This window comes from Dyella choica (genome assembly GCF_003977665.1).
In the GTDB taxonomy this organism is placed as follows: domain Bacteria; phylum Pseudomonadota; class Gammaproteobacteria; order Xanthomonadales; family Rhodanobacteraceae; genus Dyella_B; species Dyella_B choica.
The window spans coordinates 462,462-486,382 of record NZ_RYYV01000001.1; the positions used below are offsets into that span (position 1 = coordinate 462,462).

Below are 23,921 nucleotides of genomic sequence, written 5' to 3' on the forward strand. Positions count from 1 at the left end.
ACCCCATGCGCGTTTTCGCGATCTCCGATTTGCACCTGGACTATGCGGCCAATCGTGAGTGGCTCCAGCAACTGCCGTTGCACGAGTACAACGATGACGTACTGATTCTTGCCGGCGACGTTTCCGACCGCCTTAGCCTGCTCGAAGACGCGTTCAGAACACTGACGAAACGCTTTTCCGCCGTGCTGTTCGTACCTGGCAACCACGATCTATGGATCAATCGCGAGCACATGCGCGATTCGTTCGGGAAGCTGGAGGCTGTGCATTCGGCCATGCGAGAGTTTGGCGTGCGCATGGATATCTTCTGCCAGGGTGATCTGGCGATAGTGCCGCTGCAAGGCTGGTATGACTACTCCTTTGGCGCTGCGGACGATTACCTCAGGGCAGCCTGGGCCGACTACCGTAACTGCCGATGGCCAGGCTACGACGAAACCGCCCTGACAAAGTTTTTCACGGACCAGAACCCGGCGTCGTCCTCATCCGCGTTGCGGGACGCACGCCGGATCATCAGCTTTTCGCATTTCCTGCCGCGCATCGACCTGATGCCCGATCGCATACCCGACAAGCACCGCAAGATCTATCCGGTGCTGGGCACGACGATGCTGGAGTCGCAACTCAGGCAGCTTGGATCCAGCGTGCATGTCTACGGTCACAGTCACGTCAACCGCCAGGTGACGATCGACGGCGTCAACTATGTCAACAACGCCTTTGGTTATCCCTCGGAAGCGCACTTCACCCGGCGCCAGCTGGTACAGGTGTACTGAATCAACGGCTCACGCCGCCCACCGTGACGTGGGCAACCGTTTGCGCCCGAGCCTGCCGCCTGATGCGCCCGCTGCGCGACAAGCGCAACCACTGTCGCATCGCCAGCAAACCACCGATGGTTTCAAGCGTCGCGGCCGGCACCCAGATGATGATGCCGCCGATCAGTTGCCCGGTGAACACGTTGAAGTTGAAGGCACGCCCGCAGATTTCGAAGATGGGATAAAGATCGGCCCTGGAAAAAGTGATGATGGCGCCGGCCAGGATCTGCGGCGCCATGGTGATGCCGGGCGACAACACGCGCATGCCGGGAATCATCCGCCCCGGCGGCCGCGGCCGATGATCCAGCACCAGCCACCAGTACACGAAGCCGCTGACAATCATCGACCAGTTCATGAAGCGATAGACGCGCCAGTCGAGCATCGCCATGGTCTGCATGGAAGGAATCAGCCAGACCAGGACGAAAGCCACGAACACAATGGTGGCAACGGCGGGATTGAGCAGTACGGCGCTGACTATTCGCCACAGCCATGTGCGCAACGCCGGGCGCAACAAGCGGACGCGCCAATCCAGCGGCAAGCCGGCGCGCAGCACCGGGCCTGGATAGGACGCCACGATCATCAGCGGCGCCAGATGGTGCAGCAGCAACTGCTGGATACGATGCATGAAAAACTCATGCTCGGCATAGAAATCGAAATAGGTGTGCAGGCTCAGATAGACGATCGTCATGCCCGTCCAGAACGCAAGCTTGCGCCCCGTGCTGACCCGCAGCTTGCGGCTACCACGCCAGTACAACATTGAGGCGCACAGGAAGCTGAGCAGAAAAATCCAGGAGAACTCCCAGGGAATGATCCACTTGAGCAGGGCGGCGATCATTCTATCGGCCTCAACCGGCGCGCTGCCGTCGATTCCGCCGCGTGCGCTGCCAGCCATACATCAGCCCCACCAGCGTAATCAGCGCCGGTAGCAGCACGATATTGATGACCTTCAGCCGCATGCCCAATGCGTCGATCTCTGCGTTGAGCTGATGCTGCACTTCGCGCAGTTCATTGCTGATCGCCAGCTGACGCTGCAGGAACTGCCCGATTTCCTGCTTCTGTTCGGCACTGGTCGAGGTATCGCGTGCACTTTTGCCGGGCTGCAATTCTTCCAGCCGCTGCTTGGTATCGGCCAGCTCACCTTGTAGTTCCTTCTCTTTCTGCAGGAACTTGCGGTCTGCCGCGCGCCGCAGTGCTTCTACGCGCGTAAAGGGGCGTTGCGAGGTGGAACGACCGCGAATGGACAGCAGCGCGGAGGAACCGGTGAGGTTATCCACCATGTTGCTGATGAAATCGCCGTTGTTGGTGAAGGCGCTCAACATCGGCTGGCCGAGGAAATTCTGCGTTTCCACCCACAAACGGTCGGTCAGCAGATCCGTGTCGGCCACCAGGATCACTTCCGCGTTCGGCGGCGAGGTGGACAGGTGCCCAGGACGCTTGGCGAATTCCGGGAAAGCGCTGACGAAGGGCCCTCGCAGGCGCGCCGCGATTACGTAGTTCTGGTTCTGCGGCTGATAGTTATCCAGCAGGCTGGAGGGATTGCTGCTGGCCTCGATCACGCGCTGCGTAGGCACGACCTCGGCATCCGAGCTGCTTTGCATCAGCGGGATCAGGCGCGTGGTCGAGTCCGGCAGCAGGTCGAAATGCCCGGCGGTCGAAACATTGATGCGCTGCAGGCTGGCGGTGATCACATCGTCGCGATTGAGTTCCGCAGTCCCCAGGCCAAGCATGGCAGGATGGGCAAGATTCGCCCCGGCCAGCTCGATCTGCAACGCTCGCGCCTGGTCGAGCACGACCTGGTCCGGATTGAACGAAACCCCCCAGTCGGCAAACAGTCGTGGCAGGTTGGAGCTGTGATTGTTGGTGGCACTGGTCGCATCGGTCACCAGCGGCACGGGATCGGATTCAGAGAAGGGGTCGACAAATACCACCAGGTGTCCGCCGCCAAGGACGTACTGGTCGAGTGCGTATTGCACGTCGGCAGGCAGATTCTTGGGCTGGATCAGCAGCAGCGCCTGGATGCTCTTGTCGATCCGCTTGAGCTTGTCCGTATTGACCACCTGGACGTCGAACAGCTGCTGCAGCTGGCGCATCACTGCCCACGCCTGCGTGCCCTGCGCGGGGTCACCCATTACCGGCAGCCCGGTGATCACGCCGATACGCGGCTTTTCCGATTCGCTCAACTGATACAACAATTTGGCAGCATCGTATTCGAGAAAGGTTTCCCGATTCGGGTCGAAGAAAGGAATCGACAGCGTGCGCTCGGCCTGCTCGCCCGATTTCGCCTGCGGGTAGTCAGCCAGGGAGTCGGCCGCAGCTTCGCTGCTGGGTGGGCGAGTGGTGCCCACCAGGCCGAAGAAAATGCGCTCGCCGTTGCTGCCGCCGTTGATCGGCGTAAGGCCGTTGCCTTCCGCACTGGCTTCATCGTCCGAGTAAGGGACCGGGTCGGCGACCTGCAAGTGGATGCGGCTGTGTGAGCGGGCCACGATTTCCTGCAGCATCTCGGCGACACGCTGTTCGTAGCTGCGTAATTGGGGCTGGTCTTTCGTCGCATGCTGCGAAAAATACAGGGTAAGCCAGAGCGGGCGATTCACGTTGTCCACAATCTGCCGCGTTCCGGGCGAGAGCGTATACAAGCCGTCCTGGGTCAGGTCGAACCGCTTGGGCGCCAGCCAGCGACTGGTGATCAGGGTCAGGCAGCAATACGCGAGGATCAGCGCGAGAAGGCCGCTAATGAGTACAGTGCGTCGACGCAGGGAAAGCCCGAACATGTCAGTGGCTCCGCTTCATGTCGAGCACCAGCACGCCCGCGGCCAGCCAGGCCGCGATAGTGAGAATGAAATACAGCAGATCGCGCACATCGAGCACGCCACGCGCTATCGCCTCGTAATGGCGCAGCATGGACAGGTGCGCCACGCCATTCACCAGCTTGCGCGGCAGGGTGCCCTGGAAGAAATCAAGCACCTGCGATTGCCCGGCAAGTAACAACAGCACGCACACCACGGCAGTAAGAATGAAGGCCACCACCTGGCTGCTGGTCACCGTCGACAGACATGCACCGATCGCCAGGAAGGCCCCCGCCATCAGCCAGCTGCCGATATAGCCGGCAATGATGATGCCGTTGTCCGGCGAGCCCAGGTAATTGACGGTAATCCAGATGGGAAACGTGAGCAGCAGGGCGAGGCCGACAAACAGCCATGCGGCGAGGAATTTGCCCAGCATGGCTTGCCACAGATTGATCGGCAGGGTGAGCAGCAGTTCCAGCGTGCCCGACTTGGCCTCCTCCGCCCACAGGCGCATCGACACCGCCGGCACCAGGATCAGGTAGAGCCACGGGTGCATCACGAAGAACGGCTGCAGATCGGCAATGTTGCGGTTGTAGAAGTCGCCGACGTAGAAGGTGAGGATGCCCGAGAGCACCATGAAGATCACCATGAACACATACGCCACCGGCGTCACGAAATAGCTACGCAATTCGCGGCGCATCACCGCCATGGCTGGACTCATCGCCGCGCCTCCCGCTCCGTGCCCAGCGTGATCTGGCGGAACACTTCATCAAGGCGCCCGCGCTCGAGCTGGATTTCGGAAATCTCCAGCCCCTGCTGGCGCAACAACGCTTCGACCGGTTCCAGGATGCGCTCGCCGGGTTTGGGGAACACCGTGATGCGACCGTCCAGGGGATCCACCTCGATGCCGGCCACCTGCGGCAAACGTCCGAGCATTTCCTGCGACACGCCGCTCCCCTGAGCGCTGAAGGAAACCGCGCCGTGGTAACGCGAGCGTGCTTCCAGTTCCGCCGGCGTTGCGTCGGCACGCAACTGGCCGCCTGCGATGATCACCACGCGGTTGCACAGCGCATGCACTTCCTCCAGCAGATGGGTGGAAATCAGGATCGTGCGTTCCCTCGCCATCGCATCGATCAGACGACGCACCGCATGTTTCTGATTGGGATCCAGGCCGTCCGTGGGTTCGTCCAGCATCAGCACCGGCGGATCGTGCAGGATCGCCTGCGCCAGCCCGACACGACGGCGCAAGCCCTTGGACAAGGTATCCACACTCACGCCCAACGCCTCTTCCAGTTGCAAATAGCTGACGATTTCATCAAAACGGCGCCGGCCCACGTCCGAGCGCAGCCCACGCATGCGCATGACGAACACCAGGAACTCCCGCACCGTCATTTCGCCATAGCTGGGCGCGCCCTCCGGGAGGTAGCCTAGGGCGCGCCGGGCTTTGAGCGGCGCCTTGATCACATCGTAACCGCATACACGCGCCGTACCCGAACTAGGCGTGAGGAAGCCGGCAATCATGCGCATCGCCGTGGTCTTGCCCGCACCATTGGGGCCTAGCAGGCCGAGCACCTGACCCGGCTCGGCGTAGATGCTGAGCGCATCCACTGCAGTCAAATGCCCGTAGCGCTTGGTCAGCTTGTCGGTCTCGATCATGTCCGCTCGCGTAAGGAACCGCAACGCAATGTACCGCAAGCGCGCTACGAAGTTTTGCGGATCGCAAAGTCGCGTCGCCGAAACGAAAAAGCCCTCCGCGGGGGAGGGCTTTTCTGGGCCATTGGAGTCGTATGGCTTACTTCGCCGCGCTGCTCGCCGGAGCCGGCGCACTGCTGCCGGAAGCCGGCTGCGGGTTGTTGCTCAGCACCGTCGGCTGCTTCATACCAGCCTGCTGTTCGGGCGTCTGTGCCGGCACGGCGCCGCCGGTGACTCCCTGGGCGTCGAATATCGGCAAATACACTTCGTACTGGGCGTAGGTACTGATATTACCGGAGTTGTCCTTCACTTCCGGCTGCACTTCGATGTCGTAGCTGCGGCTGGTGATTTCGTTGAACTTCAGGCCATGCGTCTGAGCATAGGCCTCGAGCTGTTCGCGGGTGTTCTTCACGCCGACGATGGTGCCGTTCCACTTCGCCATCAGCGCCGAACCGCCGAAGGCCAGCTCGCCACGCACGTTGGCGTCGATCACCAGGCGGCCATTGCGATCCTTGTCGCCGGGATTCAGCGCCGGGGCGCTGGCCGGGTTGGCGCTGGTGCTGGCGGAAGCAGCCTGGTCTGTCAGCGACGGCGGCGTTTCCGCCGCGAGCTGGTAGCTCTGGCCATTGATGTTGAGGCTGGCGTTGTCGATCGGCATCGCCACGTCGAACGTATAGGTCTGGTCGCCGAAGTTGGTCGTGTAGATGATGCGCGGGCCGGTGATGTTCACGCCCAGCTTCTTCGCCGCTGCCTTGATCTGGTTCTCGGCCGCCGGCACCGCATCGTTCATGGCGTCGATCAGACCATGCTTGAGGTCGATCTGGGTGGACACCATCAGCACGGGTGCGGGCTTGGGCTGCGCCATGTAGGGAACCACGTCGCCGTAATCGACGTTCGGTACGCTGGCCAGGGCGTTCTGCAGATTGTTCAGGCTGTACTGGATGAAGGCATCCGGCTGGCCGTGGATGTACAGGTTGGAGTAACGGTCCAGCAGGTTGAAGCCGTAGCTCACGTCATACGACCAGGTGATCTTGGTCAGCTTGCCGGTGCTGCCTTGGCGCAGCAGATCCACGGTGAAGTGCTTGTCGCTGCCACGCCAGGCGTTGTCCACGTTCCAGGTGAGCCCAGCGCTGTTGACAGTGCTGTCGATCTTGTTGAAGTCCGGCTTGGCATTGGCGATGGTCAGCTTGCCTTCGCCCACCTTGTCATCCTGGCTGCTCCAGCTGATCTCGGAACCCGCGCCGAAAGCGCTGCCGGAAAGGCTGTACTGGGTCCGCGGATCGTAAGCGCGCAGCACGGCGTAGTCCGGGAAAGTACGGAAATTGGACACCATGTCGTAGACCTGGCGCAGGTCTTTGCTCACCACCAATGACCGTTCAACGTGGCCACTGCCGGGCATGATGATGCCCACCACGACGCCGGCCACGACGACGATGATGAGGGCAACGATGAATTCCAGAACACGCGTCATTCCAGGTTTCTCCGAGACGTCTCTCTAACTGCGATGGAAAGCGCAGGTCGGAACGGACCGCCTCGGTGGTCTTCCAGGGAGGGAAACCGCGTCAGGACGGGGGGTCGGCCGGCGCCTAAGCTGCCGATGGTACTTGCTCACGCGAAGGAACGCTACGGGCCGACAAGGCCCCTAGCTGCGTTGCGAAGCAGCATTTTTCGACCGTCTAAAGTAGTCGGCGGATCAGACGATACCCAGTTCCAAAGCCTTGAGCACGGCGCGGGTCCGGTCGCGCACGCCAAGCTTGGAAAGGATGTTGGAGACGTGATTCTTCACGGTGCCCTCGGCCACCTTGAGTGAATTGGCGATTTCCTTATTGCTGTAGCCGCCGGACAGGAGACGCAGAATCTCCGTCTCGCGCTCGGTCAACGGGTCGGGCTGCTCCAGGCTGGTGAACTGATTGTGGATACGGCCGACACCCGCCAGCAGGCGCTGGGTGACCATGGGCGCAACCAATGAACCACCGTTGGCCACGGTACGCACCGCCTCCACCAGCTGTTCCAGCGATACGTCTTTCAACAGGTAGCCGCGTGCACCGGCCTTCAGCCCCTGCAGCACGAGCTGGTCGTCATCAAAGGTGGTAAGGATGATGGTGGGCGGCAGCTCGTTGCGCGCCGAAAGCGCCTGCAGCACTTCCAGGCCGCTCATGTTGGGCATGCGCAGGTCCAGCAGCACCACGTCCGGCTTGATGCGCGGAATGTCCTGCACCGCTTGCACGCCGTCGGCACACTCGGCCACCACGCGAATGTCTTCGGCCAGATCGAGCAGGGAACGCACACCCTGACGCACCAGGTTCTGGTCGTCGACGAGACAAACGGAAATCATCGCGGATCCTCGCAGCTAAGATGACTTGTCGGGCTTATGAAATTCTGACAAGTCATCAGGTAAGGCTCAATGCCGGGGGCTCGAACCGGGAAGGCGTATGGGCCAGCACCGAGGGTTCGCCCAATGGAAGACGGATGCTGAGGGCAAAACCCTGCCCTGCCGCACTGTCCATCGTCACGTTACCGCCGAATTCGGCCAGCCGCTCACGCATGCCGGAAAGGCCGTTGCCAGGCGTGATGTCGCTGGTGCCGCGGCCATCGTCCCGCGCGCACAGGCTGAGCAGGGTCTCGTCCTCGTAAGTAAAGGTGAGCCACAGGTTGCGGGCACCGGCATGCCGGGCGGTATTGGTGATGATCTCCTGCACACAGCGCAGCAACACCTGCGCCCGACGTGGGTCTTCCACGCTGAAGCGCGGCGGGATGGTCAGGTGTACGTGCAGGCTAGGGACGCCGTCGACCAGGCTTTGCAGGGCCTGGGTCAGATCGATTGCGTCGTCCTGGCGCAACTCGCTGACCGCCTCGCGTACATCGGCCAGCAGCAGGCGTGCCGTGGTTTGCGCCTTGCGTACGTGCACAGCGGCTGATTCGTTGCTGAGGTGACTGGCCACCTCCAGATTGAGGCTGAGCGCAGTAAGGTGGTGGCCGATCAGGTCATGCAACTCACGCGCGATGCGCATGCGCTCGGCGATGCGGGTGGATTCGGCCAGCAACGCGCGCGTGGCGCGCAATTCGGAGATCAGGCGCCGCTGCACCTCGCGCTCCTCGGCTTGCTGATTGGCCACGGTCGATACCACGAAGACCAGGCCAGAAAACGCTGTATAGATGCACGCCTGCAAAAATGCGAGGGTGATGCTGTACTTCAGCTCGGGGAAGGCGGAGAACAGGACAGTCAGACAGACCGCCTGCAGCACCATCCACGCCACGCCGATCCAGAATGGCACCACCCACGGCAGGATCACCGACACCACTACCAGCAGAATCGCCGATAGACCACTGTGGCTGTACCAGCCCACCAGCGCGGCCGCAGCGGTCATCAGCAACAGGCCGCACAGGCGTGCGCCGACATGCGTGCGCGAGCCGAGGTTGTTGGTGACCAGCAGGTACAGCACGCCGAAGACCAGATAGAAAAGCAGGCACAGCAACAAGGCGAAGTTCGGGCGATGTAGCAAGTCCAGCCGCTCGGTGGCCCAGCGCGTGAACAGCGGGAGGCCGTCGCACAGGTATGCGAACAAGCCGGTAATGCGCAGTAGCCGCTTGTGGTTGAAGTTGGTGATCGCCATGGCTCGCATCATAGGCCTGCCCGGGGGCGGGGTGTCATGCGCGGGAAGTCATGAAAGGCGGGGAACGAGACCCAGGGGACGGGATGGGAAGATGAAGATTGCGCCGCCGCACGCCCCTGCGAGGGCTTGCGGAAAACCAGGCACAAAGCGCCCGGCCTGCTCAGGCCTCGATCGTCACGCCCCCTTCCCCACCCCCTGCTCTTTACTTTCCTTTTACATGCCGCAATACGGGATGTGCCGCCCGGTGGCGCATGCCATAATGCGCGACAGCTGGGCCGTCAGTCGGTCTGAACTAGCCACCACTTATTGCGGAGCAACGAATGGCCCTTGCCATCCGCGACGTGCGCGAGCACGACCTGGATGCCGTACTGGCACTCAACAACACTGCCGGTCGCTCCATCCTCGCCCTGGATGCCGAACGCCTGCGCTACTTCTACGAACAGGCCGATTACTTCCGGGTGGCCGAGATCGACGGCCATCTCGCCGGCTTCCTGATCGCCCTGCGCGACGGCCGCGACTACTTGAGCCCCAACTACCGCTGGTTCAGCGGGCACTATCCGTCGTTCGTCTATATCGACCGCATCGTGATCGCCAACGCCTACCGCCGCCACGGCCTGGGCCGCATCTTCTATTGCGACGTGAACAGCTACGCTGAGGTTCGAGTGCCGTTGCTGACGTGCGAGGTGTTCCTGGAACCGGCCGACGATGTGGTCGTGCTGTTCCACGGCACCTATGGCTTCCAGGAAGTGGGCCAGCAGCGCATGGGCGAACGCGGTCCGCAGGTGAGTCTGCTCGCCAAGGACCTGCCCAGCTACGCCTACGTGCGCGATACCTACCTCGAACACGGCGGCCTGCCCGACCTTCCCTGGCTGGCGGGCCGCGACCTTCCTTTGGCCAACCAAGACCCCCAGGCGCGCCGCCTCGCCGGAGAGCGGCGCTCATGAATGCAAAAATGGAAACCTCTGATGCCTGCGACCTGCGTTTCGGGCAGGTCGGAATTGCCTGCGTACGTGTAAGAAGACCCGACGCGGCGGCTTTATGCGAAGAACTGGAACGCCGCGTACGATCGGCGCCGCAACTGTTTTCGCGCGCCGCGGTGGTGCTGGACCTGAGCCATCTGCTCAATTTGCCGGACGACGGCATAGTGGACGCGTTGCTCGAAGCGGTGCGCAGCGCCGGCATGCTGCCGGTAGGCCTTGCCTATGGCACCAGCGCCACTGAAGCGCTAGCGCAACGCATGGGCCTGCCGCTGATCGCCAAGTTCCGCGCGGCGTATGAGCCGGCCGATGGCGGCAGCAGCGCAGCGCCCGCCCCCGCTGCTCCCGCAGTGCCTCCCGCAGTGCCCCCCGCCCCGCTCCCCGTGCGCGAACCTGTACTGTCGCAGCCGGAAGGTGCCGTCGGCGCACAACGCCACGATGGCGCAGTGCGCTCGGGCCAGCAGGTCTATGCGCGCGATCGCGACCTGGTGGTGGTCGGCACCATCGCCAACGGCGCCGAAGTGATCGCCGACGGCAGCATCCATATTTACGGCAGCCTGAAGGGCCGTGCGATGGCGGGCGCGCAAGGTGATGCAAAAGCGCGTATTTTCATCTCGGACTTTCGCGCAGAGCTGGTGGCGATCGCCGGCCACTACCGTGTGTTCGAGCAGATACCGAAGGACCTGGAGGGCCAGTCTGTGCAATGCTGGCTCGATGGCGAAAAGCTGCTGATTGCACCGCTGAAATGAAGCATGCTCTGACCGGTTCGCCGCATGGCAGAGCAAAAAACATTAGAAAAACATATTCGGAGATGTGCCTTGAGTGCTGAGATTATCGTTGTGACGTCCGGCAAGGGCGGTGTGGGCAAAACCACCACCAGCGCGTCGCTTGCCACGGGCCTGGCGATGAGCGGCAAAAAAGTGGCCGTGATCGACTTCGACGTCGGCTTGCGCAATCTCGACCTGATCATGGGTTGCGAGCGCCGCGTGGTCTACGACTTCGTCAACGTGATCCAGGGCGAAGCCGCCATCAAGCAGGCGCTGATCAAGGACAAACGCCACGAGAATCTCTACGTGCTGGCCGCCAGCCAGACGCGCGACAAGGATGCGCTTACGCAGGAGGGCGTGGAGAAGGTACTCGAAGAGCTGGGCAAGGATGGCTTCGACTACATCGTCTGCGACTCGCCCGCCGGCATCGAGAAAGGTGCGCACCTGGCGATGTACTTCGCCGACCACGCAATGGTGGTGGTGAATCCGGAAGTCTCCTCGGTGCGCGATTCGGATCGCATCCTGGGGTTGCTCGCCAGCAAGACTCGCCGCGCCGAGCGTGGTGACGGCGGCGTCACCCAGCACTTGCTATTGACACGCTACAACCCCTCGCGTGTCGAACAGGGCGAAATGCTCAGCGTAAAAGACGTGGAAGAAATTCTCGGCATCAATGTGGTCGGCGTGATACCCGAATCGGAAAACGTGCTGGCCGCCTCCAACTCCGGCGTGCCGGTGATTCTGGACGAAAACTCGCATGCCGGTCAGGCCTACCGCGACACCGTGGCCCGCTTGCTTGGCGAAAGCCGCCCGATGCGCTTTCTCGACGCACCCAAGAAGGGCTTCTTCCAGCGCGTGTTCGGAGGCTGACCGCCATGGGCATTCTCGATTTCCTGAGGCGCAAACCCGAACCGACCGCGGTGGTAGCGAAGGAGCGGCTGCGCATCATTGTCGCGCAGGAACGCTCTACGCGCGGCGCGCCCGATTATTTGCCGCTGCTGCGCAACGAGCTGCTGGAAGTCATCAAGAAATACGTCAACGTCGACCTGGAAGCGATCAGCATCAACGTCGAACGCGATAGCGGGCACGAGGTGCTGGAGCTTTCCGTGGCGTTGCCTGAGGGCAAAGCTGCGGAGAATCCCGCAACCTGAGCGAAAGTCCTCCCGGACCTCAATCGGCGCGCTCGTCATCCCGGCGAAGGCTGGGATCCAGTGTCAATACGCCGTGCGAAGCACTCAACACAAAAAAGTTTTGTGTGCTGCGCACGGGTTGTTTGGACTGGATCCCGGCCTTCGCCGGGATGACGACAAGGCAAGATTTTCATCGCGCCAAGCGGAGGTCCTGGGGAGAAACCTTATGACCTCATCCATCCTTCGTCTTATCGACATCGACCGCAGCACCATAGAATCCCTGCTCGCCCGTCACGGCCTGAGCCTGGTGCTTGTCGCCGACGGCGAAGCGATCCCAGGCAGCTTCTGGGGCGATGACGAAGCCGGCATCATCGGCCAAACCGTATACTCCCGCGGCGATACGCCCGTGCATTCGGTGCTGCATGAAGCCGGTCACCTGATCGTGCTGCCGCCGGAGCACCGCAGCGAAGTGCATACCGACGCCACTGATTCGATCGAGGAGGAGGATGCGGTCTGCTACCTGCAGGTCGTGCTGGGCGACCTGCTCCCCGGCGTGGGGCGCGAGCGCATCATGGCGGACATGGATGCCTGGGGCTACACGTTTCGGCTTGGTTCGGCCCGCGCCTGGTTCGAGCACGATGCGGAGAACGCCAGAATCTGGCTGATCGGGCGCGGATTGCTCACGCCGGCCGGCGAACCGGTATAGTCGCCGTCGCCTTATTGCCACCAAGCCTGCCGTGCTGAAGAAAACGCGCTACTACAGCCCCATCAACGACTTTCGCCGCACTGTCGCGCGCCGGCTCATGCGCATGGTATTCGGCAGTCACGGCCAGCCGACGTCGGAACCACTGCCGGCCAAAGGCATCTATCGCATCCTGGTCTGCCATGTCAGCCACAGCCTCGGCAACACGCTGCTGCTGACGCCACTGCTGTCGGAGCTGGAAAAAGTCTATCCGGCAGCGGAAATCGACATCCTTACGCGCAGCGCAATCGCCAAAAGCGTCTACGGCCACTTCTTCAATGTGCAACGGATCTTCCGACTGCCCGCGCATGGTGTAGGCCATCCGTTCCAGTTCTTCGGCACTCTGCGGCGCATGCGCAAGCTCCGCTACGACCTGGCGATCGATGCCGATCCCTTGTCGCACACCGGCCGCCTGCTGACGTTGCTGTCCAATTCCACCTACACGCTCGGCTTCAGCAGTCCGAAGAAGCACGGCGAGATCACCCACCCGGTGCCGCTGCCGGACGAGCTGGAAAGCAAAGGGCGCCGTCCGGTTTATCTCCTGCGCCACGCGATGGGCAGCAAGGTTGCGGCAGACTATCCCGTGCCGGACATCCGCCTCAGCGCCAGCGAACGCGCGCAAGGCAAGGAAGCGCTGATGCGTTCGCTGGCTGCCGCTGGCATCGCATCGCCCGGGCGCGGCATCGTCGGCATCTTCGGCAATGCCACCGGCAGCAAGCTGCTCGGTGAAGCATGGTGGGCGCGCTTCATGCAGGCGCTGGAAGCGGTGCACCCTGGACATCGCTTCGTGGAAATCCTGCCGCACTCGGGCGAGTCGATGCTCGGCTCGCGCTACAGCGCCTACTTCTCCAGCGACCTGCGCAAACTGGCCTGCGTCCTGTCCGGTTTGGACGTCTATATCAGCGCCGATTGCGGTGTGATGCATTTGGCGTGCGCCTCGGATGTGCCCACCATGGGCATCTTCACCGTCACCAACGCCGCCGAATGGGGACCGTATGGACCTGGCCGGCATGTGATCCAAGCACAGGGCAAGGAACCCGAAGAAGTGGCGCGCATCATTGCCGCCATGCCGGAGTTGAACACGTAGGCTGGGATGACAATCCCAGCTCGCCTGCCGCCTCCAGAAGCAGGGATTGTCATCCCAGCCTACCCACGACCATGCGCATCGGCTAGCATGCCTGGCATGAATTGGAGTGGTTTCCTTGCCGTCGGTCTCGGTGGCGCGATCGGATGCTGGCTGCGCTGGATCCTCGGCGTGCTGCTCAATCCGGTCTTCCCCACCCTGCCGTTGGGTACCTTGGTCGCGAATCTGGGCGGCGGGCTGATCATGGGCTGCATGATGGGCATCTTCGAACACCTCCAGGCACTGCCGCCGGAAGCGCGGCTGTTCGTGATGACCGGCTTCCTCGGCGGCCTGACCACCTTCTCCACTTTTTCCGCAGAAGCAGACACCCTGCTGCTGCGCGGGCAGCTGCTATGGTTTGGTGTACACGTCGCGGTGCACTTGCTCGGCAGCCTGGCCATGACCATCCTAGGGATCTTCATTACGCGCGGTCTGTTGCATCATTGATACGGAGTCGGCCACGTCATGAGCATCGATGTCTCATTTCGTAACACCCCGGCAAACGGCATCTTTTTACGCTTCTATACGCATGTTCACGCCAGGCACGATGGCCTGCTGATCTCCGAGTGGCTGCTGGAACTGGCCAAGCGCAACAAACTGGGCGGCGGCTCGGTGTTCCGCGCCACGGCCGGCTTCGGGCGACATGGCGTGCTGCATCACGAAGCCTTTTTCGAACTCGCCGACGACCTGCCGCTGAAGGTGGAGTTCCTGCTCAGCGAAGCGAATGCGCAGACCTTGCTGCGCCTGGTACGGGAAGCCGGCGTTGATCTGGTTTATGCTTGGTCACCGGTACAATTCGGCATCCTGGGCAAGGACGAAGCAACATGAGCCAGGACTCCCTGCGCCAACGCGCCGCCGAACTGCTCGAACTGGCCGGCGTATGCATCAACGGCGCCACTCCCACGGATATTCGCGTCCACGACGAACAGCTCTACGCGCGCGTGTTCGCCCATGGCTCGCTGGGCCTTGGCGAAGCGTACATGGACGGCTGGTGGGACGCGGAAGATCTGCCCGGTCTTTTCACGCGGATTCTCCGCAGCCATCTGGATGAACACCTCAAGTCACTGGATACGTTGATCGCGCATCTGAAGGCCCGTTTCATCAACCTGCAGCGAGGCCAGCACGCGTTCGAGATCGGCAAGATGCATTACGACCGCGGCAACGACCTGTTCAAGGCCATGCTGGGCAAGCGAATGGTGTACTCATGCGGCTACTGGGCCAACTCCACCAACCTGGACGATGCGCAGGAAGCCAAGCTCGACCTGGTCTGCCGCAAATTGCAGTTGAAGCCCGGCATGCGCGTACTCGACATCGGCTGCGGTTGGGGCGAGGCCCTGAAGTTCGCCGCCGAACACTACGGTGTGAAAGGCGTAGGTATCACCGTTTCCAACGAACAGGCCGCGCTGGCACGCGAGCTGTGCCGAGGCTTGACGGTAGACATCCGTCTGCAGGATTACCGCGAACTGCATGAACCGTTCGATGCGATCATGTCGATCGGCATGTTCGAGCACGTTGGCGGCAAGAACTATCGCGAATACTTCGAAGTGGCGCGCCGCTGCCTCAACGACGACGGCCTGTTCCTGTTGCACAGCATCGGCACCAACCAGGCGCCAGGACGGCCCGATCCGTGGATCGAGAAATACATCTTCCCCAATTCCATGATTCCGGCGGCCAGCCAGGTCGCGGCCGCGTTGGAAGGATTGTTCGTGGTGGAGGACTGGCACAACTTCGGCACCGATTACGATCGCACGCTCAGCGCCTGGCGCGAGAATTTCGATGCAGCATGGCCCGCGCTTTCCAGCCACTACGACGAACGATTTCGTCGCATGTGGCAGTTCTACCTGGCGGTATCTGCCGCTATTTTCCGTAGCCGGCGCGATCAGCTCTGGCAACTCACCCTGAGTCCGCACGGCGTGGCCGGCGGCTATCGCTCTCCACGCTGAGTCCCACCATGACCCTCTATCGACGCCTGCTCGTTCTGCTTACCCTGCTGTTCCTGCTGAGCGGAAATGCGCTCGCCCATCCCACTCTGTGGCAGGTCAAGCGCGGCGACAGTACGGTCTATCTGTTCGGCACCGTGCATCTGCTGCCGAACGATACGGATTGGCGTTTTCCGGCCTTGAACGACGCACTCTCCAAGAGCCAGGTGCTGTATATCGAGCTGATCGATGACGACCAGGCGAGCATGGCCTCACTGGTACTGCGCTATGGCATGGATACGGAGCATCCCTTGTCAACGCTGCTCAACGAAAGCGACAACGCCGCCCTGGCGAAAGCCGCGCAACTGGCCGGGCTGCCGGGAGGCACCACCGCCCTGCAGCCGATGAAACCGTGGCTCGCCGCCTTGACGCTTGCCGTGGCGCCCTTGATGAAAGCGGGGCTGGATCCCGCTGCCGGTGTCGACAAGCAGTTGCAGGCGCAGATGACGCACACCGGCAAGCCGGTGCATGGCCTGGAAACCGCGGAGCAGCAGATCCGCTTTCTCGCCGACCTGCCGAACTCGCTGCAGCTTGCGTTCCTGCGTGACACCTTGCGCGACGTTGAAAAAGACAAGGCCGAACTGCTCTCGTTGGTCGACGCGTGGAAGAGCGGCGACGTCGCCGCTATCGCCAAGCTGGAGAACGATGAGCTCAAAACGCAGGAACCGGTGCTGTACCAAAAGCTGCTGGTGCAGCGGAATCAGGATTGGGCAGCCAGGATCAAGGACATGCTAAGGCAGCCAGGCGCCACGGTGTTCGTCGCGGTAGGCGCGGCACACCTGGCCGGGCCGGACAGCGTGCAGGCGCAGTTGGCCAAGATCGGGGTTACGGCGCAGCAGGATTGAACAGAGCCCCTCTCTCCTAGAACCTTCCCCACGTGCGCGGGAATGACGGCTTTTAGGGCGTCAGAACGAGGCCGTAATCGCCTTGGGCGAAAAGGGGAAGCGCGGCATATGGATCGTGTACGAATCCATCTTGCCCAGGTCCTGGTACGACGCCGTCAGCAGCGCTCCATTGAAGCCCACTTCGATGCGGTAAACATGGCCGGCCTCGACCTTGTCGATGATGACCTGCTGGCGATTGAGCTGATGCGAATTGGACAGCGTCAGCTTGATCACCTGCTTGCCCGGCAGCACGCGCACCCATGGCGTCTTGCCGCCGTTGAACTTCTCCCAGGTGGCGACCTGGTTCACACCGGTGATGCCGCAACTGTACTGGGATGGCTCGCCGCACACGACCAAAGCGGTATCCGCCGACGGATGATCCTGGTCCGCATAACCGGGCAACGGCCGGCGCCCGGCAAAATGCGAGCAGCCTGCAGCGAGCAGGCAAGCCATGGCCACGGCGGCGGTGCGTAGATAGTGCATGACTCACCTGGAGGGAACGGATCGCAGGCATTCTAGCCCAAGCGCCTCGCCATCTGGCACCATCTCCAGGTTGTAACCCCGCCATCCTCGGCGTCGCCCCTGGCAGTCCTATCTCCATGACCCTGCAAGCCAATTACGAACAGATCCCGCTCAAGGAATACGCCGAGCGGGCCTATCTCGATTACTCGATGTACGTCGTGCTGGACCGCGCTCTGCCCTTCGTTGGCGACGGCCTCAAGCCCGTGCAGCGGCGCATCATCTATGCGATGAGCGAGCTGGGCCTGGCGGCCAGCGCCAAGCCGAAAAAATCCGCGCGCACGGTCGGCGACGTGATCGGCAAGTTCCATCCACACGGAGACAGTGCCTGCTACGAGGCGATGGTGCTGATGGCGCAGCCGTTCTCGTATCGCTATCCGCTGATCGACGGCCAGGGCAACTTCGGCTCGCCGGACGACCCCAAGAGCTTCGCTGCCATGCGCTACACGGAGTCCAAGCTCAACCCGATCGCCGACGTGCTGCTCGGCGAACTGGGCCAGGGTACGGTGGATTTCGCGCCGAATTTCGACGGCACGCTGGAAGAGCCAAGCTGGCTGCCCGCGCGCCTGCCGCACGTGCTGCTGAACGGCTCCATGGGCATCGCCGTGGGCATGGCCACCGATATTCCGCCGCACAACCTGCGCGAAATCACCAGCGCCTGCATTCGCCTGCTGGATGACCCGGACGCCACCGTCGCCGACTTGTGCGAACACGTGCGCGGCCCTGACTACCCGACCCAAGCGGAAATCATTACGCCGCGCAACGAACTGATCGCGATGTACCAGACCGGCGTCGGCTCGATTCGCGCACGCGCCGTGTACACGCAGGAAGACGGCAACATCGTGATCACCGCGCTGCCGCACCAGGTCAGCCCGTCCAAGATCCTGGAGCAGATCGCCGCGCAGATGCGCGCGAAGAAGCTGCCGATGATCGAGGACCTGCGTGACGAATCCGACCACGAAAACCCGATCCGCCTGGTGGTCGTGCCGCGCTCCAACCGCGTGGAGCTGGCCGAGGTGATGCAGCACCTGTTCGCCACCACCGACCTGGAAAAGAGCTTCCGCGTCAATCTGAATATGATCGGCCTGGACGAACGGCCGCAGGTGAAGGATCTCCGGCGCATTCTTTCCGAATGGCTGAGCTTCCGGGTCGATACAGTTACGCGCCGCCTCAATCATCGGCTGGCGAAAGTCGAGCGCCGGTTGCACTTGCTGGAAGGCTTGCGCGTCGCCTACCTCAACCTCGACGAAGTGATCCGCATCGTCCGCACCGAGGAGGAACCCAAGCCGGTGCTGATGGCGCGCTTCCGCCTGAGCGAGGAACAGGCCGACTACATTCTCGAAACCCGGCTGCGCCAGCTGGCGCGCCTGGAGGAAATGAAGATCAATGCCGAGCGCGATCAGCTTGAGGAAGAGCGCGCGAAGATCAACGTGCTGCTGAAATCGCCGGCCAAGCTCAAGAGCTTGATCAAGGAAGAGCTGCGGGCCGACGCCGCGAAGTACGGCGATGATCGCCGCTCGCCGCTGGTCGAGCGCGAAGCCGCGCAAGCGCTGGACGAAAGTGCATTGGTGGCCAGCGAACCGGTCACAGTGGTGCTGAGCCAGAAGGGCTGGATCCGCGCCGCCAAGGGCCATGACGTGGATGCCGAGGGCCTGTCGTATCGCGAAGGCGACAACCTGCTCGCCACGGTGAAGACGCGTACTACGCAGCAGATCGCGGTTATCGACTCAACTGGCCGCAGCTACTCCACGCCGGCGCATACGCTGCCCTCCGCACGCGGTAACGGCGAGCCGCTCACCGGTCGCTTCACGCCGCCAGCTGGCGCGCGTTTCGATGCGATCGCCGCCGGCGACAATGACACACGCCTCGTGCTCGCCACGGACTTCGGTTATGGCTTCGTCACCCGCTTCGAAGCCCTCACCGGACGCAACAAGGCCGGCAAGCAGATCATCACGCTGGGTGACGGCGCGCGCGTGCTAGCACCGCAAACAAGTGCCGATCCCGCACGTGATCGCATCGTCGTCGCCACCACGGATGGCCACCTGCTGATGTTCTCGGTCGCCGAACTGCCTGAGCTGGACAAGGGCAAAGGCAACAAGCTAATCGAGATTCCCAAGGCCAAACTTGGCAATGGCGAGGAACGTGTTGCCGGCATAGCCGTGGTCGCCGAAGGCAAGGGCGAAGTCACGCTGTTCGCCGGACAGCGCAAACTTACGCTGCGCTGGGCCGATCTGGTCGAATACGGTGGCAATCGGGCCACGCGTGGCGGCGTCCTGCCGCGTGGCCTGCGCCGCGTGGAGCGGATCGAGACTACCGGCTGACCGGAATCAGGCAGGGGTGCAATCCCCAGCATTGCCGTGCATGCGCATTGCGATGTTGGGTTTGTACCCTGTCTTACGGTGGAATCCTGTCCTTGAACGGAACTTCCCCCACCCGCAAGTCATCTCACAACCATGTGCACGGCAAGGCATTGCCATGCGTTATGTGCGTGACGAACTTCGGAGCCTCCTCATGAAACGCAGTGCCATCACCGCCCTGGCCGCAACATGGCTGGCCACTGCTGCCGGGGCGCAGACAGGCAATCCGCCGCTGAATCTGAAGCTGCCACCCGGTAGCTACCAGGGCTACCCGGCATCCGGCTCCAGCACCGCGCAACCAGCTTCACCCAGCAGCGCCCCCGCCAAGCAGGGCGCGGTGACCGTGAACGGCCATCCCGCCGCCATCAGCCCGGCGCCAGGCGTCTACTACGGCGATACCAGCGGCGCGCGCGGCAACCACGACGCGGCCGTACCCGTTTGCGACGACTCCACCTACAACAAAGCTCAGGTGCACGGCGCGGTTGGCATGGGCGTGGTCAGTGGCAGCCATATCGGTACCGGCAACTACCAATCCGGTGCAGTAAGCGTGGTGCAAAACACCGGCAGTTGCGACCATCCGACCGGCTCGGTGGGCATTTCCATCGGGGTGAGCCGGTTTGGCGGATTGAACGGGCATTAATGCTCCTCGCCCGGCCTTTCCGCCCCGAAAGCACCTAGAAAGCCGCTCCCCACAAACTGCAGGACCGGTTCAGCCCTTTCGTCCGCAGTCGAGCCCCCTAGTGATTCAAAACGTCGAGTTCCGCTTCGAAGGTGGCCGTTGTGGCGTGCTGCTGATCCATGGCCTCACCGGCACGCCAACCGAAATGCGCTTGGTCGGCAAGGGCCTGAATCGCGCCGGCTTCAGTGTCTACGGCATGCAGTTGGCCGGCCATTGCGGCAATGTGCCGGACCTGCTCGCCACCGGCTGGAAGGACTGGTATGCCAGCGTGGAGACGGCAGCGGAGAGATTCCGCCACGAAGTGGATCATCTGTTCGTGGCCGGCCTTTCGATGGGTGCGATCCTGGCGCTGAAGCTTGCCGCGGAACGTCCTGAATGGGTGCGCGGCGTGGGCGTGTACGGCGCCACGTTCCGCTATGACGGCTGGGCGATACCGTGGTATGGCCGCCTCTCCTTCCTGCTGCCGTGGCTGCATCGCCTGGGACTGGGCAAGCACCGCATGGTGCATGAAAACGAACCCTATGGCCTGCGCGACGAGCGCCTGCGCGCGCAGATCAGCGGCCTGATGCTAGGTGGCGACAGCGCGGCAGCCGGCCTGCCGGGCAATCCGTGGCCATCGTTGGCCGAAATGTACAACATGGCCGCGGTGGTCCGACGCGAATTGCCCAAGGTGACGGCGCCATGCCTGGTCGCGCACGCGACCGAAGACGACGTGGCCAGCCTGGAAAACGCCTATCTGGTCGCCCGTTCGGTGTCGGGGCCGGTGGAAATGCAGCTGCTGGAAGACAGCTACCACATGATCACCGTCGATCGCGAACGCCGGCTGCTGATCGACCGCTCAGCCGATTTCTTTTCGAGGGTGGCTGCAAGCTGCACACCCAGTGCGCTTGCAGCGGCCTGAAGCGGATCCCTCGCGTGTCCCCCCTCGTCGCCACGCTGTGGCTGGTCAACGTGACGCTCGATACCGGCGGCCAGCTCGCCTTCAAGGCCGCCGCCAGCGATCCTGACGCCGGCGACGGCTCAGCGCGTTGGCGCCACATGGCCAGCCGTCCCTGGCTGTGGCTGGGCCTCTCGGCTTATGCGCTGCACCTTGCGTCGTGGATCGCCTTCCTTTCACTGGTGGATCTCTCCAAAGGCATGCTGCTGGCATCCATCAACATGGTGGTGATCATGCTCGGCGGGCGCTGGCTGTTCCGGGAAAAACTCACGCCGCTGCGGGTTGCAGGCATCCTGCTGGTAAGCATCGGTGTGGCGATCGTGGGCGCAGCCGGATGAGCGCCGCGGCTCACACCTGGCGCTTCTACCTGGGCGGGTTCGCCCTGCTGCTGGTGTTCGACACCCTCGTGCAAGTCAGTTTCAAATTGACCGGCGCGCACGCGTTTCCGCCGGAAGCAAGCTGGGCATGGGTGCTGCGCATCGTGGGACATCCGTGGATCTATATCGCGCTGATCGGCTACGTTGGTAACTTCTTTACCTGGATGAACCTGCTCAAGCACGCGCCCATCGGCCCGGCTTTCGCCGCTTCGCACCTGGACGTGGTCAGCGTGATGCTGGCCTCGGCATGGCTGTTCCATGAAGCACTGACCCCCGTGCGCCTGCTCGGCGCAGGCGTGGTCGTGCTGGGAATCGTGTGCCTGGCCTGCGCCGAAAGCCGCACGCATCCTGCGCACGATGTGCCCGAGGAAGCTGCCGGCTCCCTGGGCGTAACCAGCGGGGATTGAACATTTTTGGTACTGCAAGGTTCACCTATCCCACGCGACGATGCCGGACCGGGTAGCCATTCTGCTGTCCCGCTCAAGATTTACCTTCCTGTTCATATGGACAATGTGCACGCTCTTCGTCAGGCTTGCACTCAGCGGAATAACGGGGACTTTTCATGAGCAACGTGCAACAAGAAGTTTTCGAGATCATCAGCAAGCAGGCGAAGATCGGCATGGAGACCATCAAGCCCGAATCAACCTTAAAGGATCTCGGCGTAGCTTCGCTGGACGCCATCGAAGTGATTTTCGACATCGAAGAGCACTTCAACATCAACCTTCCCAACGAGGAAGTCGATTTCGAGAACGGCACCGTCGGTCACCTGACTGGGGCGGTGGAGCGCCAGCTGGCGCAGAAGCCGGCCAACGGTTGAGTCCATGCGCCGCATCGTGATTACCGGCATGGGCGGCATCTGCGCGCTCGGCCACAATGCTTCCGACATCTGGCAGGCCATGGCCGAAGGCCGCAGCGGCATTGGTCCTGTGCATCACATCGACGCCAAATACCTGCGCGCCTCCGCCGCGATCGCGGCGGAGGTCAGCGATTTCGATCCGCTGAAGTACATCGATGCGGCGCGCTTGCCGTTCCTCGACCCGCTCAGCCAGCACGCGCTGGTCGCGGCCGGCGAAGCCATCCGGCAATCGGGCCTGCCATTGGACCACGAGCGCGCCCCTCGCACTGCCGTAGTGGTGGGCGTGGGCGCCGCCGGCGAAGAAACGCGTGAAGGGCTGTATCAGAAGCTCTACGGCGAGCAGGCTAGCCGGTTCCATCCGCTCGGTATCGTGCGCATCATGAGCAACGCGCCTGCCAGCCAGATCAGCATGACGCACGGCATAACCGGTCCAACTTTCACGGTGTCGAGCGCCTGTGCCTCTTCCAACCATGCCTTCGCCCAGGCCGCCCTGATGATACGCGCGGGCCTGGTGGATGCGGCTGTGGCGGGCGGTGCCGAAGCCTGCATCACCCTAGGCATATTGCGTGCTTGGGAAGCGATGCGCGTGCTGGCACCCGATACCTGCCGTCCGTTCAGTGCCAACCGCCGCGGCCTGGTGCTGGGTGAGGGTTCGGCCATGTTCGTGCTGGAAACCTTGGAGAGCGCGCAAGCGCGCGGCGCCACGATCCTGGCGGAGCTGGCCGGCGTCGGCATGAGCGCCGATGCCGGCGACATCGCCGCACCTTCCGACGTGGGAGCCGCCGCGGCCATGCGCATCGCACTGCAGGATGCCGGTATGCAGCCGGCGGATATCGACTACATCAACGCGCATGGCACCGGTACTGTCGCCAATGACTGCACCGAAACACGCGCCATCCACAACGTATTCGGCAAGCATGCGCGCCGGCTGGCAGTGACTTCGACCAAGCCCATGCACGGCCATGCGCTTGGTGCGGCCGGTGCGCTGGAACTGATTGCCGTGGTCGGCGCGCTACGCAACGGTATCGTGCCGCCGACGCTCAATTACCTTGGCCCCGACCCGGCTTGCGATCTCGACTACGTGCCGCATGAGGCACGCGCCATGACGGTACGTGCGGCGCTGAGCAATTCCTTCGCGTTTGGCGGGCTCAATGCGGTGGTGGCATTACGACGGGCACCATAGGTTGGGGGCTTGCCCCCAACGCCCTCACAACCTCGTAAACGCCCACGACTGCATGCGGCCGTCCTGATACGGCATCACGCCGTGGAAGGGACGTGGGTCACGGTCGAACACCAGCGGCAGGAAGTGGCGATCCCCCTCCCACATCGGCAGCTCCATGATCCGCTCGACGTCGATCCATTCGAGCACCCCCTCGGGATTGCTCGTGTAGGGCTCGCCGCTGAAGCTGTCGATCACGAAGATGAAGCCCAGCCAATCCTCGCCCTGCTTTCCGAAGCCTGGCCAGTTGAGCGTGCCGCGCAGGTGCATCGACTCGCATTCGATGCCGGCCTCTTCGCGGATCTCGCGGCGCATGCAGGCAGCGATGTCTTCGCCGGGCTCCATCTTGCCGCCCAGGCCGTTGTACTTGCCCAGGTGCTGGTCGTCAGGCCGCGCATTGCGGTGGATCATCAGGACTTTGCGCCGATCCGGGGAAAGCACGTAACCGAGCGTGGCGACAATGGGTGTATAGGGCATGGGTATCCC

27 protein-coding genes are annotated in these 23,921 nt (G+C 62.7%); 18 read left to right on the forward strand and 9 right to left on the reverse strand.

The window, feature by feature from the left end; all coding sequences use genetic code 11:
- Nucleotides 1-5: 5 nt before the first annotated feature.
- Nucleotides 6-764, forward strand: a complete 759-nt coding sequence (locus EKH80_RS02235) for a metallophosphoesterase (protein WP_126683077.1) — start codon at nt 6-8, stop codon at nt 762-764.
- A gap of 1 nt (nt 765) precedes the next feature.
- On the opposite strand, the gene EKH80_RS02240 is transcribed toward EKH80_RS02235, so the two are convergent.
- From EKH80_RS02240 to EKH80_RS02270, 7 genes are all read right to left on the reverse strand, one after another.
- Nucleotides 766-1,638 (reverse strand): cytochrome c oxidase assembly protein, encoded by an 873-nt coding sequence (locus EKH80_RS02240; RefSeq protein ID WP_126683213.1) that lies wholly within the window; start codon nt 1,636-1,638, stop codon nt 766-768.
- Nucleotides 1,639-1,648: 10 nt separating this feature from the next.
- Nucleotides 1,649-3,571, reverse strand: coding sequence for a GldG family protein (locus tag EKH80_RS02245; RefSeq protein ID WP_126683078.1), 1,923 nt, complete (start codon nt 3,569-3,571; stop codon nt 1,649-1,651).
- A gap of 1 nt (nt 3,572) precedes the next feature.
- Entirely contained in the window at nt 3,573-4,307 is a 735-nt protein-coding gene (locus EKH80_RS02250; RefSeq protein ID WP_126683079.1) for an ABC transporter permease subunit, read from the reverse strand.
- Nucleotides 4,304-5,242: an ABC transporter ATP-binding protein gene (locus EKH80_RS02255; protein WP_126683080.1), complete on the reverse strand. Its 939-nt coding sequence runs from the start codon at nt 5,240-5,242 to the stop codon at nt 4,304-4,306. The genes EKH80_RS02250 and EKH80_RS02255 overlap by 4 nt, the downstream gene beginning before the upstream one ends.
- Nucleotides 5,243-5,378: 136 nt before the next feature.
- Nucleotides 5,379-6,749 (reverse strand): SRPBCC family protein, encoded by a 1,371-nt coding sequence (locus tag EKH80_RS02260; protein ID WP_126683081.1) that lies wholly within the window; start codon nt 6,747-6,749, stop codon nt 5,379-5,381.
- Between the two features lie 222 nt (nt 6,750-6,971).
- The gene (locus tag EKH80_RS02265; protein WP_126683082.1) at nt 6,972-7,613 is read right to left on the reverse strand and encodes a response regulator; all 642 of its coding nucleotides are present in this window, start codon (nt 7,611-7,613) and stop codon (nt 6,972-6,974) included.
- A 55-nt stretch (nt 7,614-7,668) separates the two neighbouring features.
- The gene (locus EKH80_RS02270) at nt 7,669-8,892 is read right to left on the reverse strand and encodes a sensor histidine kinase (RefSeq protein ID WP_230473370.1); all 1,224 of its coding nucleotides are present in this window, start codon (nt 8,890-8,892) and stop codon (nt 7,669-7,671) included.
- A gap of 320 nt (nt 8,893-9,212) precedes the next feature.
- Here EKH80_RS02270 and EKH80_RS02275 point away from each other — a divergent pair, with 320 nt between their 5' ends.
- From EKH80_RS02275 to EKH80_RS02320, 10 genes are all read left to right on the forward strand, one after another.
- Nucleotides 9,213-9,836 carry a GNAT family N-acetyltransferase gene (locus EKH80_RS02275; protein WP_126683084.1) on the forward strand — a complete coding sequence of 208 codons (624 nt, stop codon included), beginning with the start codon at nt 9,213-9,215 and terminating at the stop codon, nt 9,834-9,836.
- Complete coding sequence (gene minC / locus EKH80_RS02280; RefSeq protein WP_126683085.1) at nt 9,833-10,618, forward strand: septum site-determining protein MinC; 786 nt, start codon at nt 9,833-9,835, stop codon at nt 10,616-10,618. The genes EKH80_RS02275 and minC overlap by 4 nt, the downstream gene beginning before the upstream one ends.
- Nucleotides 10,619-10,642: 24 nt before the next feature.
- A complete protein-coding gene (minD, locus tag EKH80_RS02285; protein ID WP_126683086.1) occupies nt 10,643-11,503 on the forward strand; it encodes a septum site-determining protein MinD in 861 nt (286 codons plus the stop codon).
- A 5-nt stretch (nt 11,504-11,508) separates the two neighbouring features.
- On the forward strand, nt 11,509-11,784 hold the full coding sequence (minE, locus tag EKH80_RS02290) for a cell division topological specificity factor MinE (protein WP_126683087.1): 276 nt from the start codon (nt 11,509-11,511) through the stop codon (nt 11,782-11,784).
- Between the two features lie 205 nt (nt 11,785-11,989).
- On the forward strand, nt 11,990-12,469 hold the full coding sequence (locus tag EKH80_RS02295; RefSeq protein ID WP_126683088.1) for a hypothetical protein: 480 nt from the start codon (nt 11,990-11,992) through the stop codon (nt 12,467-12,469).
- Between the two features lie 31 nt (nt 12,470-12,500).
- Nucleotides 12,501-13,592 carry a glycosyltransferase family 9 protein gene (locus EKH80_RS02300; RefSeq protein WP_126683089.1) on the forward strand — a complete coding sequence of 364 codons (1,092 nt, stop codon included), beginning with the start codon at nt 12,501-12,503 and terminating at the stop codon, nt 13,590-13,592.
- Nucleotides 13,593-13,688: 96 nt separating this feature from the next.
- Entirely contained in the window at nt 13,689-14,075 is a 387-nt protein-coding gene (gene crcB, locus EKH80_RS02305) for a fluoride efflux transporter CrcB (RefSeq protein ID WP_126683090.1), read from the forward strand.
- A gap of 18 nt (nt 14,076-14,093) precedes the next feature.
- A complete protein-coding gene (locus EKH80_RS02310; protein WP_126683091.1) occupies nt 14,094-14,456 on the forward strand; it encodes a DUF190 domain-containing protein in 363 nt (120 codons plus the stop codon).
- A complete protein-coding gene (gene cfa / locus EKH80_RS02315; protein ID WP_126683092.1) occupies nt 14,453-15,571 on the forward strand; it encodes a cyclopropane fatty acyl phospholipid synthase in 1,119 nt (372 codons plus the stop codon). Before EKH80_RS02310 ends, cfa begins: the two co-directional genes overlap by 4 nt.
- An 8-nt stretch (nt 15,572-15,579) precedes the next feature.
- The gene (locus EKH80_RS02320; protein ID WP_126683093.1) at nt 15,580-16,452 is read left to right on the forward strand and encodes a TraB/GumN family protein; all 873 of its coding nucleotides are present in this window, start codon (nt 15,580-15,582) and stop codon (nt 16,450-16,452) included.
- Nucleotides 16,453-16,512: 60 nt separating this feature from the next.
- Here EKH80_RS02320 and EKH80_RS02325 read toward each other — a convergent pair whose 3' ends face one another.
- Nucleotides 16,513-16,974: a hypothetical protein gene (locus EKH80_RS02325; RefSeq protein WP_126683094.1), complete on the reverse strand. Its 462-nt coding sequence runs from the start codon at nt 16,972-16,974 to the stop codon at nt 16,513-16,515.
- Between the two features lie 116 nt (nt 16,975-17,090).
- Here EKH80_RS02325 and parC point away from each other — a divergent pair, with 116 nt between their 5' ends.
- The 7 genes from parC to EKH80_RS02360 all read left to right on the forward strand — a co-directional run bounded on the left by parC (nt 17,091) and on the right by EKH80_RS02360 (nt 23,399).
- Nucleotides 17,091-19,331 (forward strand): DNA topoisomerase IV subunit A, encoded by a 2,241-nt coding sequence (gene parC / locus EKH80_RS02330; RefSeq protein ID WP_126683095.1) that lies wholly within the window; start codon nt 17,091-17,093, stop codon nt 19,329-19,331.
- 190 nt (nt 19,332-19,521) lie between these two features.
- Nucleotides 19,522-20,007, forward strand: coding sequence for a hypothetical protein (locus tag EKH80_RS02335; RefSeq protein ID WP_126683096.1), 486 nt, complete (start codon nt 19,522-19,524; stop codon nt 20,005-20,007).
- Between the two features lie 100 nt (nt 20,008-20,107).
- Entirely contained in the window at nt 20,108-20,947 is an 840-nt protein-coding gene (locus EKH80_RS02340) for an alpha/beta hydrolase (RefSeq protein WP_126683097.1), read from the forward strand.
- 14 nt (nt 20,948-20,961) lie between these two features.
- The gene (locus EKH80_RS02345; RefSeq protein WP_126683098.1) at nt 20,962-21,321 is read left to right on the forward strand and encodes an EamA family transporter; all 360 of its coding nucleotides are present in this window, start codon (nt 20,962-20,964) and stop codon (nt 21,319-21,321) included.
- On the forward strand, nt 21,318-21,767 hold the full coding sequence (locus EKH80_RS02350; protein WP_126683099.1) for a DMT family transporter: 450 nt from the start codon (nt 21,318-21,320) through the stop codon (nt 21,765-21,767). Before EKH80_RS02345 ends, EKH80_RS02350 begins: the two co-directional genes overlap by 4 nt.
- Before the next feature lie 155 nt (nt 21,768-21,922).
- On the forward strand, nt 21,923-22,177 hold the full coding sequence (locus tag EKH80_RS02355; protein ID WP_126683100.1) for an acyl carrier protein: 255 nt from the start codon (nt 21,923-21,925) through the stop codon (nt 22,175-22,177).
- Between the two features lie 4 nt (nt 22,178-22,181).
- Nucleotides 22,182-23,399 (forward strand): beta-ketoacyl-[acyl-carrier-protein] synthase family protein, encoded by a 1,218-nt coding sequence (locus tag EKH80_RS02360; protein ID WP_126683101.1) that lies wholly within the window; start codon nt 22,182-22,184, stop codon nt 23,397-23,399.
- Between the two features lie 24 nt (nt 23,400-23,423).
- Here the strand turns inward: EKH80_RS02360 and EKH80_RS02365 are convergent, their stop codons facing one another.
- Complete coding sequence (locus EKH80_RS02365) at nt 23,424-23,912, reverse strand: NUDIX hydrolase (RefSeq protein ID WP_126683102.1); 489 nt, start codon at nt 23,910-23,912, stop codon at nt 23,424-23,426.
- Between the last annotated feature and the right edge of the window lie 9 nt (nt 23,913-23,921).

Excerpts from the sequence above, each read along its gene's own strand:
- EKH80_RS02235 (WP_126683077.1), top strand. The coding sequence starts at position 6 with ATGCGCGTTTTCGCGATCTCCGATTTGCACCTGGACTATGCGGCCAAT.
- EKH80_RS02240 (WP_126683213.1), bottom strand. The coding sequence starts at position 1,638 with ATGATCGCCGCCCTGCTCAAGTGGATCATTCCCTGGGAGTTCTCCTGG.
- EKH80_RS02245 (WP_126683078.1), bottom strand. The coding sequence starts at position 3,571 with ATGTTCGGGCTTTCCCTGCGTCGACGCACTGTACTCATTAGCGGCCTT.
- EKH80_RS02250 (WP_126683079.1), bottom strand. The coding sequence starts at position 4,307 with ATGAGTCCAGCCATGGCGGTGATGCGCCGCGAATTGCGTAGCTATTTC.
- EKH80_RS02255 (WP_126683080.1), bottom strand. The coding sequence starts at position 5,242 with ATGATCGAGACCGACAAGCTGACCAAGCGCTACGGGCATTTGACTGCA.
- EKH80_RS02260 (WP_126683081.1), bottom strand. The coding sequence starts at position 6,749 with ATGACGCGTGTTCTGGAATTCATCGTTGCCCTCATCATCGTCGTCGTG.
- EKH80_RS02265 (WP_126683082.1), bottom strand. The coding sequence starts at position 7,613 with ATGATTTCCGTTTGTCTCGTCGACGACCAGAACCTGGTGCGTCAGGGT.
- EKH80_RS02270 (WP_230473370.1), bottom strand. The coding sequence starts at position 8,892 with ATGGCGATCACCAACTTCAACCACAAGCGGCTACTGCGCATTACCGGC.
- EKH80_RS02275 (WP_126683084.1), top strand. The coding sequence starts at position 9,213 with ATGGCCCTTGCCATCCGCGACGTGCGCGAGCACGACCTGGATGCCGTA.
- minC (WP_126683085.1), top strand. The coding sequence starts at position 9,833 with ATGAATGCAAAAATGGAAACCTCTGATGCCTGCGACCTGCGTTTCGGG.
- minD (WP_126683086.1), top strand. The coding sequence starts at position 10,643 with ATGGCAGAGCAAAAAACATTAGAAAAACATATTCGGAGATGTGCCTTG.
- minE (WP_126683087.1), top strand. The coding sequence starts at position 11,509 with ATGGGCATTCTCGATTTCCTGAGGCGCAAACCCGAACCGACCGCGGTG.
- EKH80_RS02295 (WP_126683088.1), top strand. The coding sequence starts at position 11,990 with ATGACCTCATCCATCCTTCGTCTTATCGACATCGACCGCAGCACCATA.
- crcB (WP_126683090.1), top strand. The coding sequence starts at position 13,689 with ATGAATTGGAGTGGTTTCCTTGCCGTCGGTCTCGGTGGCGCGATCGGA.
- EKH80_RS02310 (WP_126683091.1), top strand. The coding sequence starts at position 14,094 with ATGAGCATCGATGTCTCATTTCGTAACACCCCGGCAAACGGCATCTTT.
- cfa (WP_126683092.1), top strand. The coding sequence starts at position 14,453 with ATGAGCCAGGACTCCCTGCGCCAACGCGCCGCCGAACTGCTCGAACTG.
- EKH80_RS02320 (WP_126683093.1), top strand. The coding sequence starts at position 15,580 with ATGACCCTCTATCGACGCCTGCTCGTTCTGCTTACCCTGCTGTTCCTG.
- EKH80_RS02325 (WP_126683094.1), bottom strand. The coding sequence starts at position 16,974 with ATGCACTATCTACGCACCGCCGCCGTGGCCATGGCTTGCCTGCTCGCT.
- parC (WP_126683095.1), top strand. The coding sequence starts at position 17,091 with ATGACCCTGCAAGCCAATTACGAACAGATCCCGCTCAAGGAATACGCC.
- EKH80_RS02335 (WP_126683096.1), top strand. The coding sequence starts at position 19,522 with ATGAAACGCAGTGCCATCACCGCCCTGGCCGCAACATGGCTGGCCACT.
- EKH80_RS02350 (WP_126683099.1), top strand. The coding sequence starts at position 21,318 with ATGAGCGCCGCGGCTCACACCTGGCGCTTCTACCTGGGCGGGTTCGCC.
- EKH80_RS02355 (WP_126683100.1), top strand. The coding sequence starts at position 21,923 with ATGAGCAACGTGCAACAAGAAGTTTTCGAGATCATCAGCAAGCAGGCG.
- EKH80_RS02360 (WP_126683101.1), top strand. The coding sequence starts at position 22,182 with ATGCGCCGCATCGTGATTACCGGCATGGGCGGCATCTGCGCGCTCGGC.
- EKH80_RS02365 (WP_126683102.1), bottom strand. The coding sequence starts at position 23,912 with ATGCCCTATACACCCATTGTCGCCACGCTCGGTTACGTGCTTTCCCCG.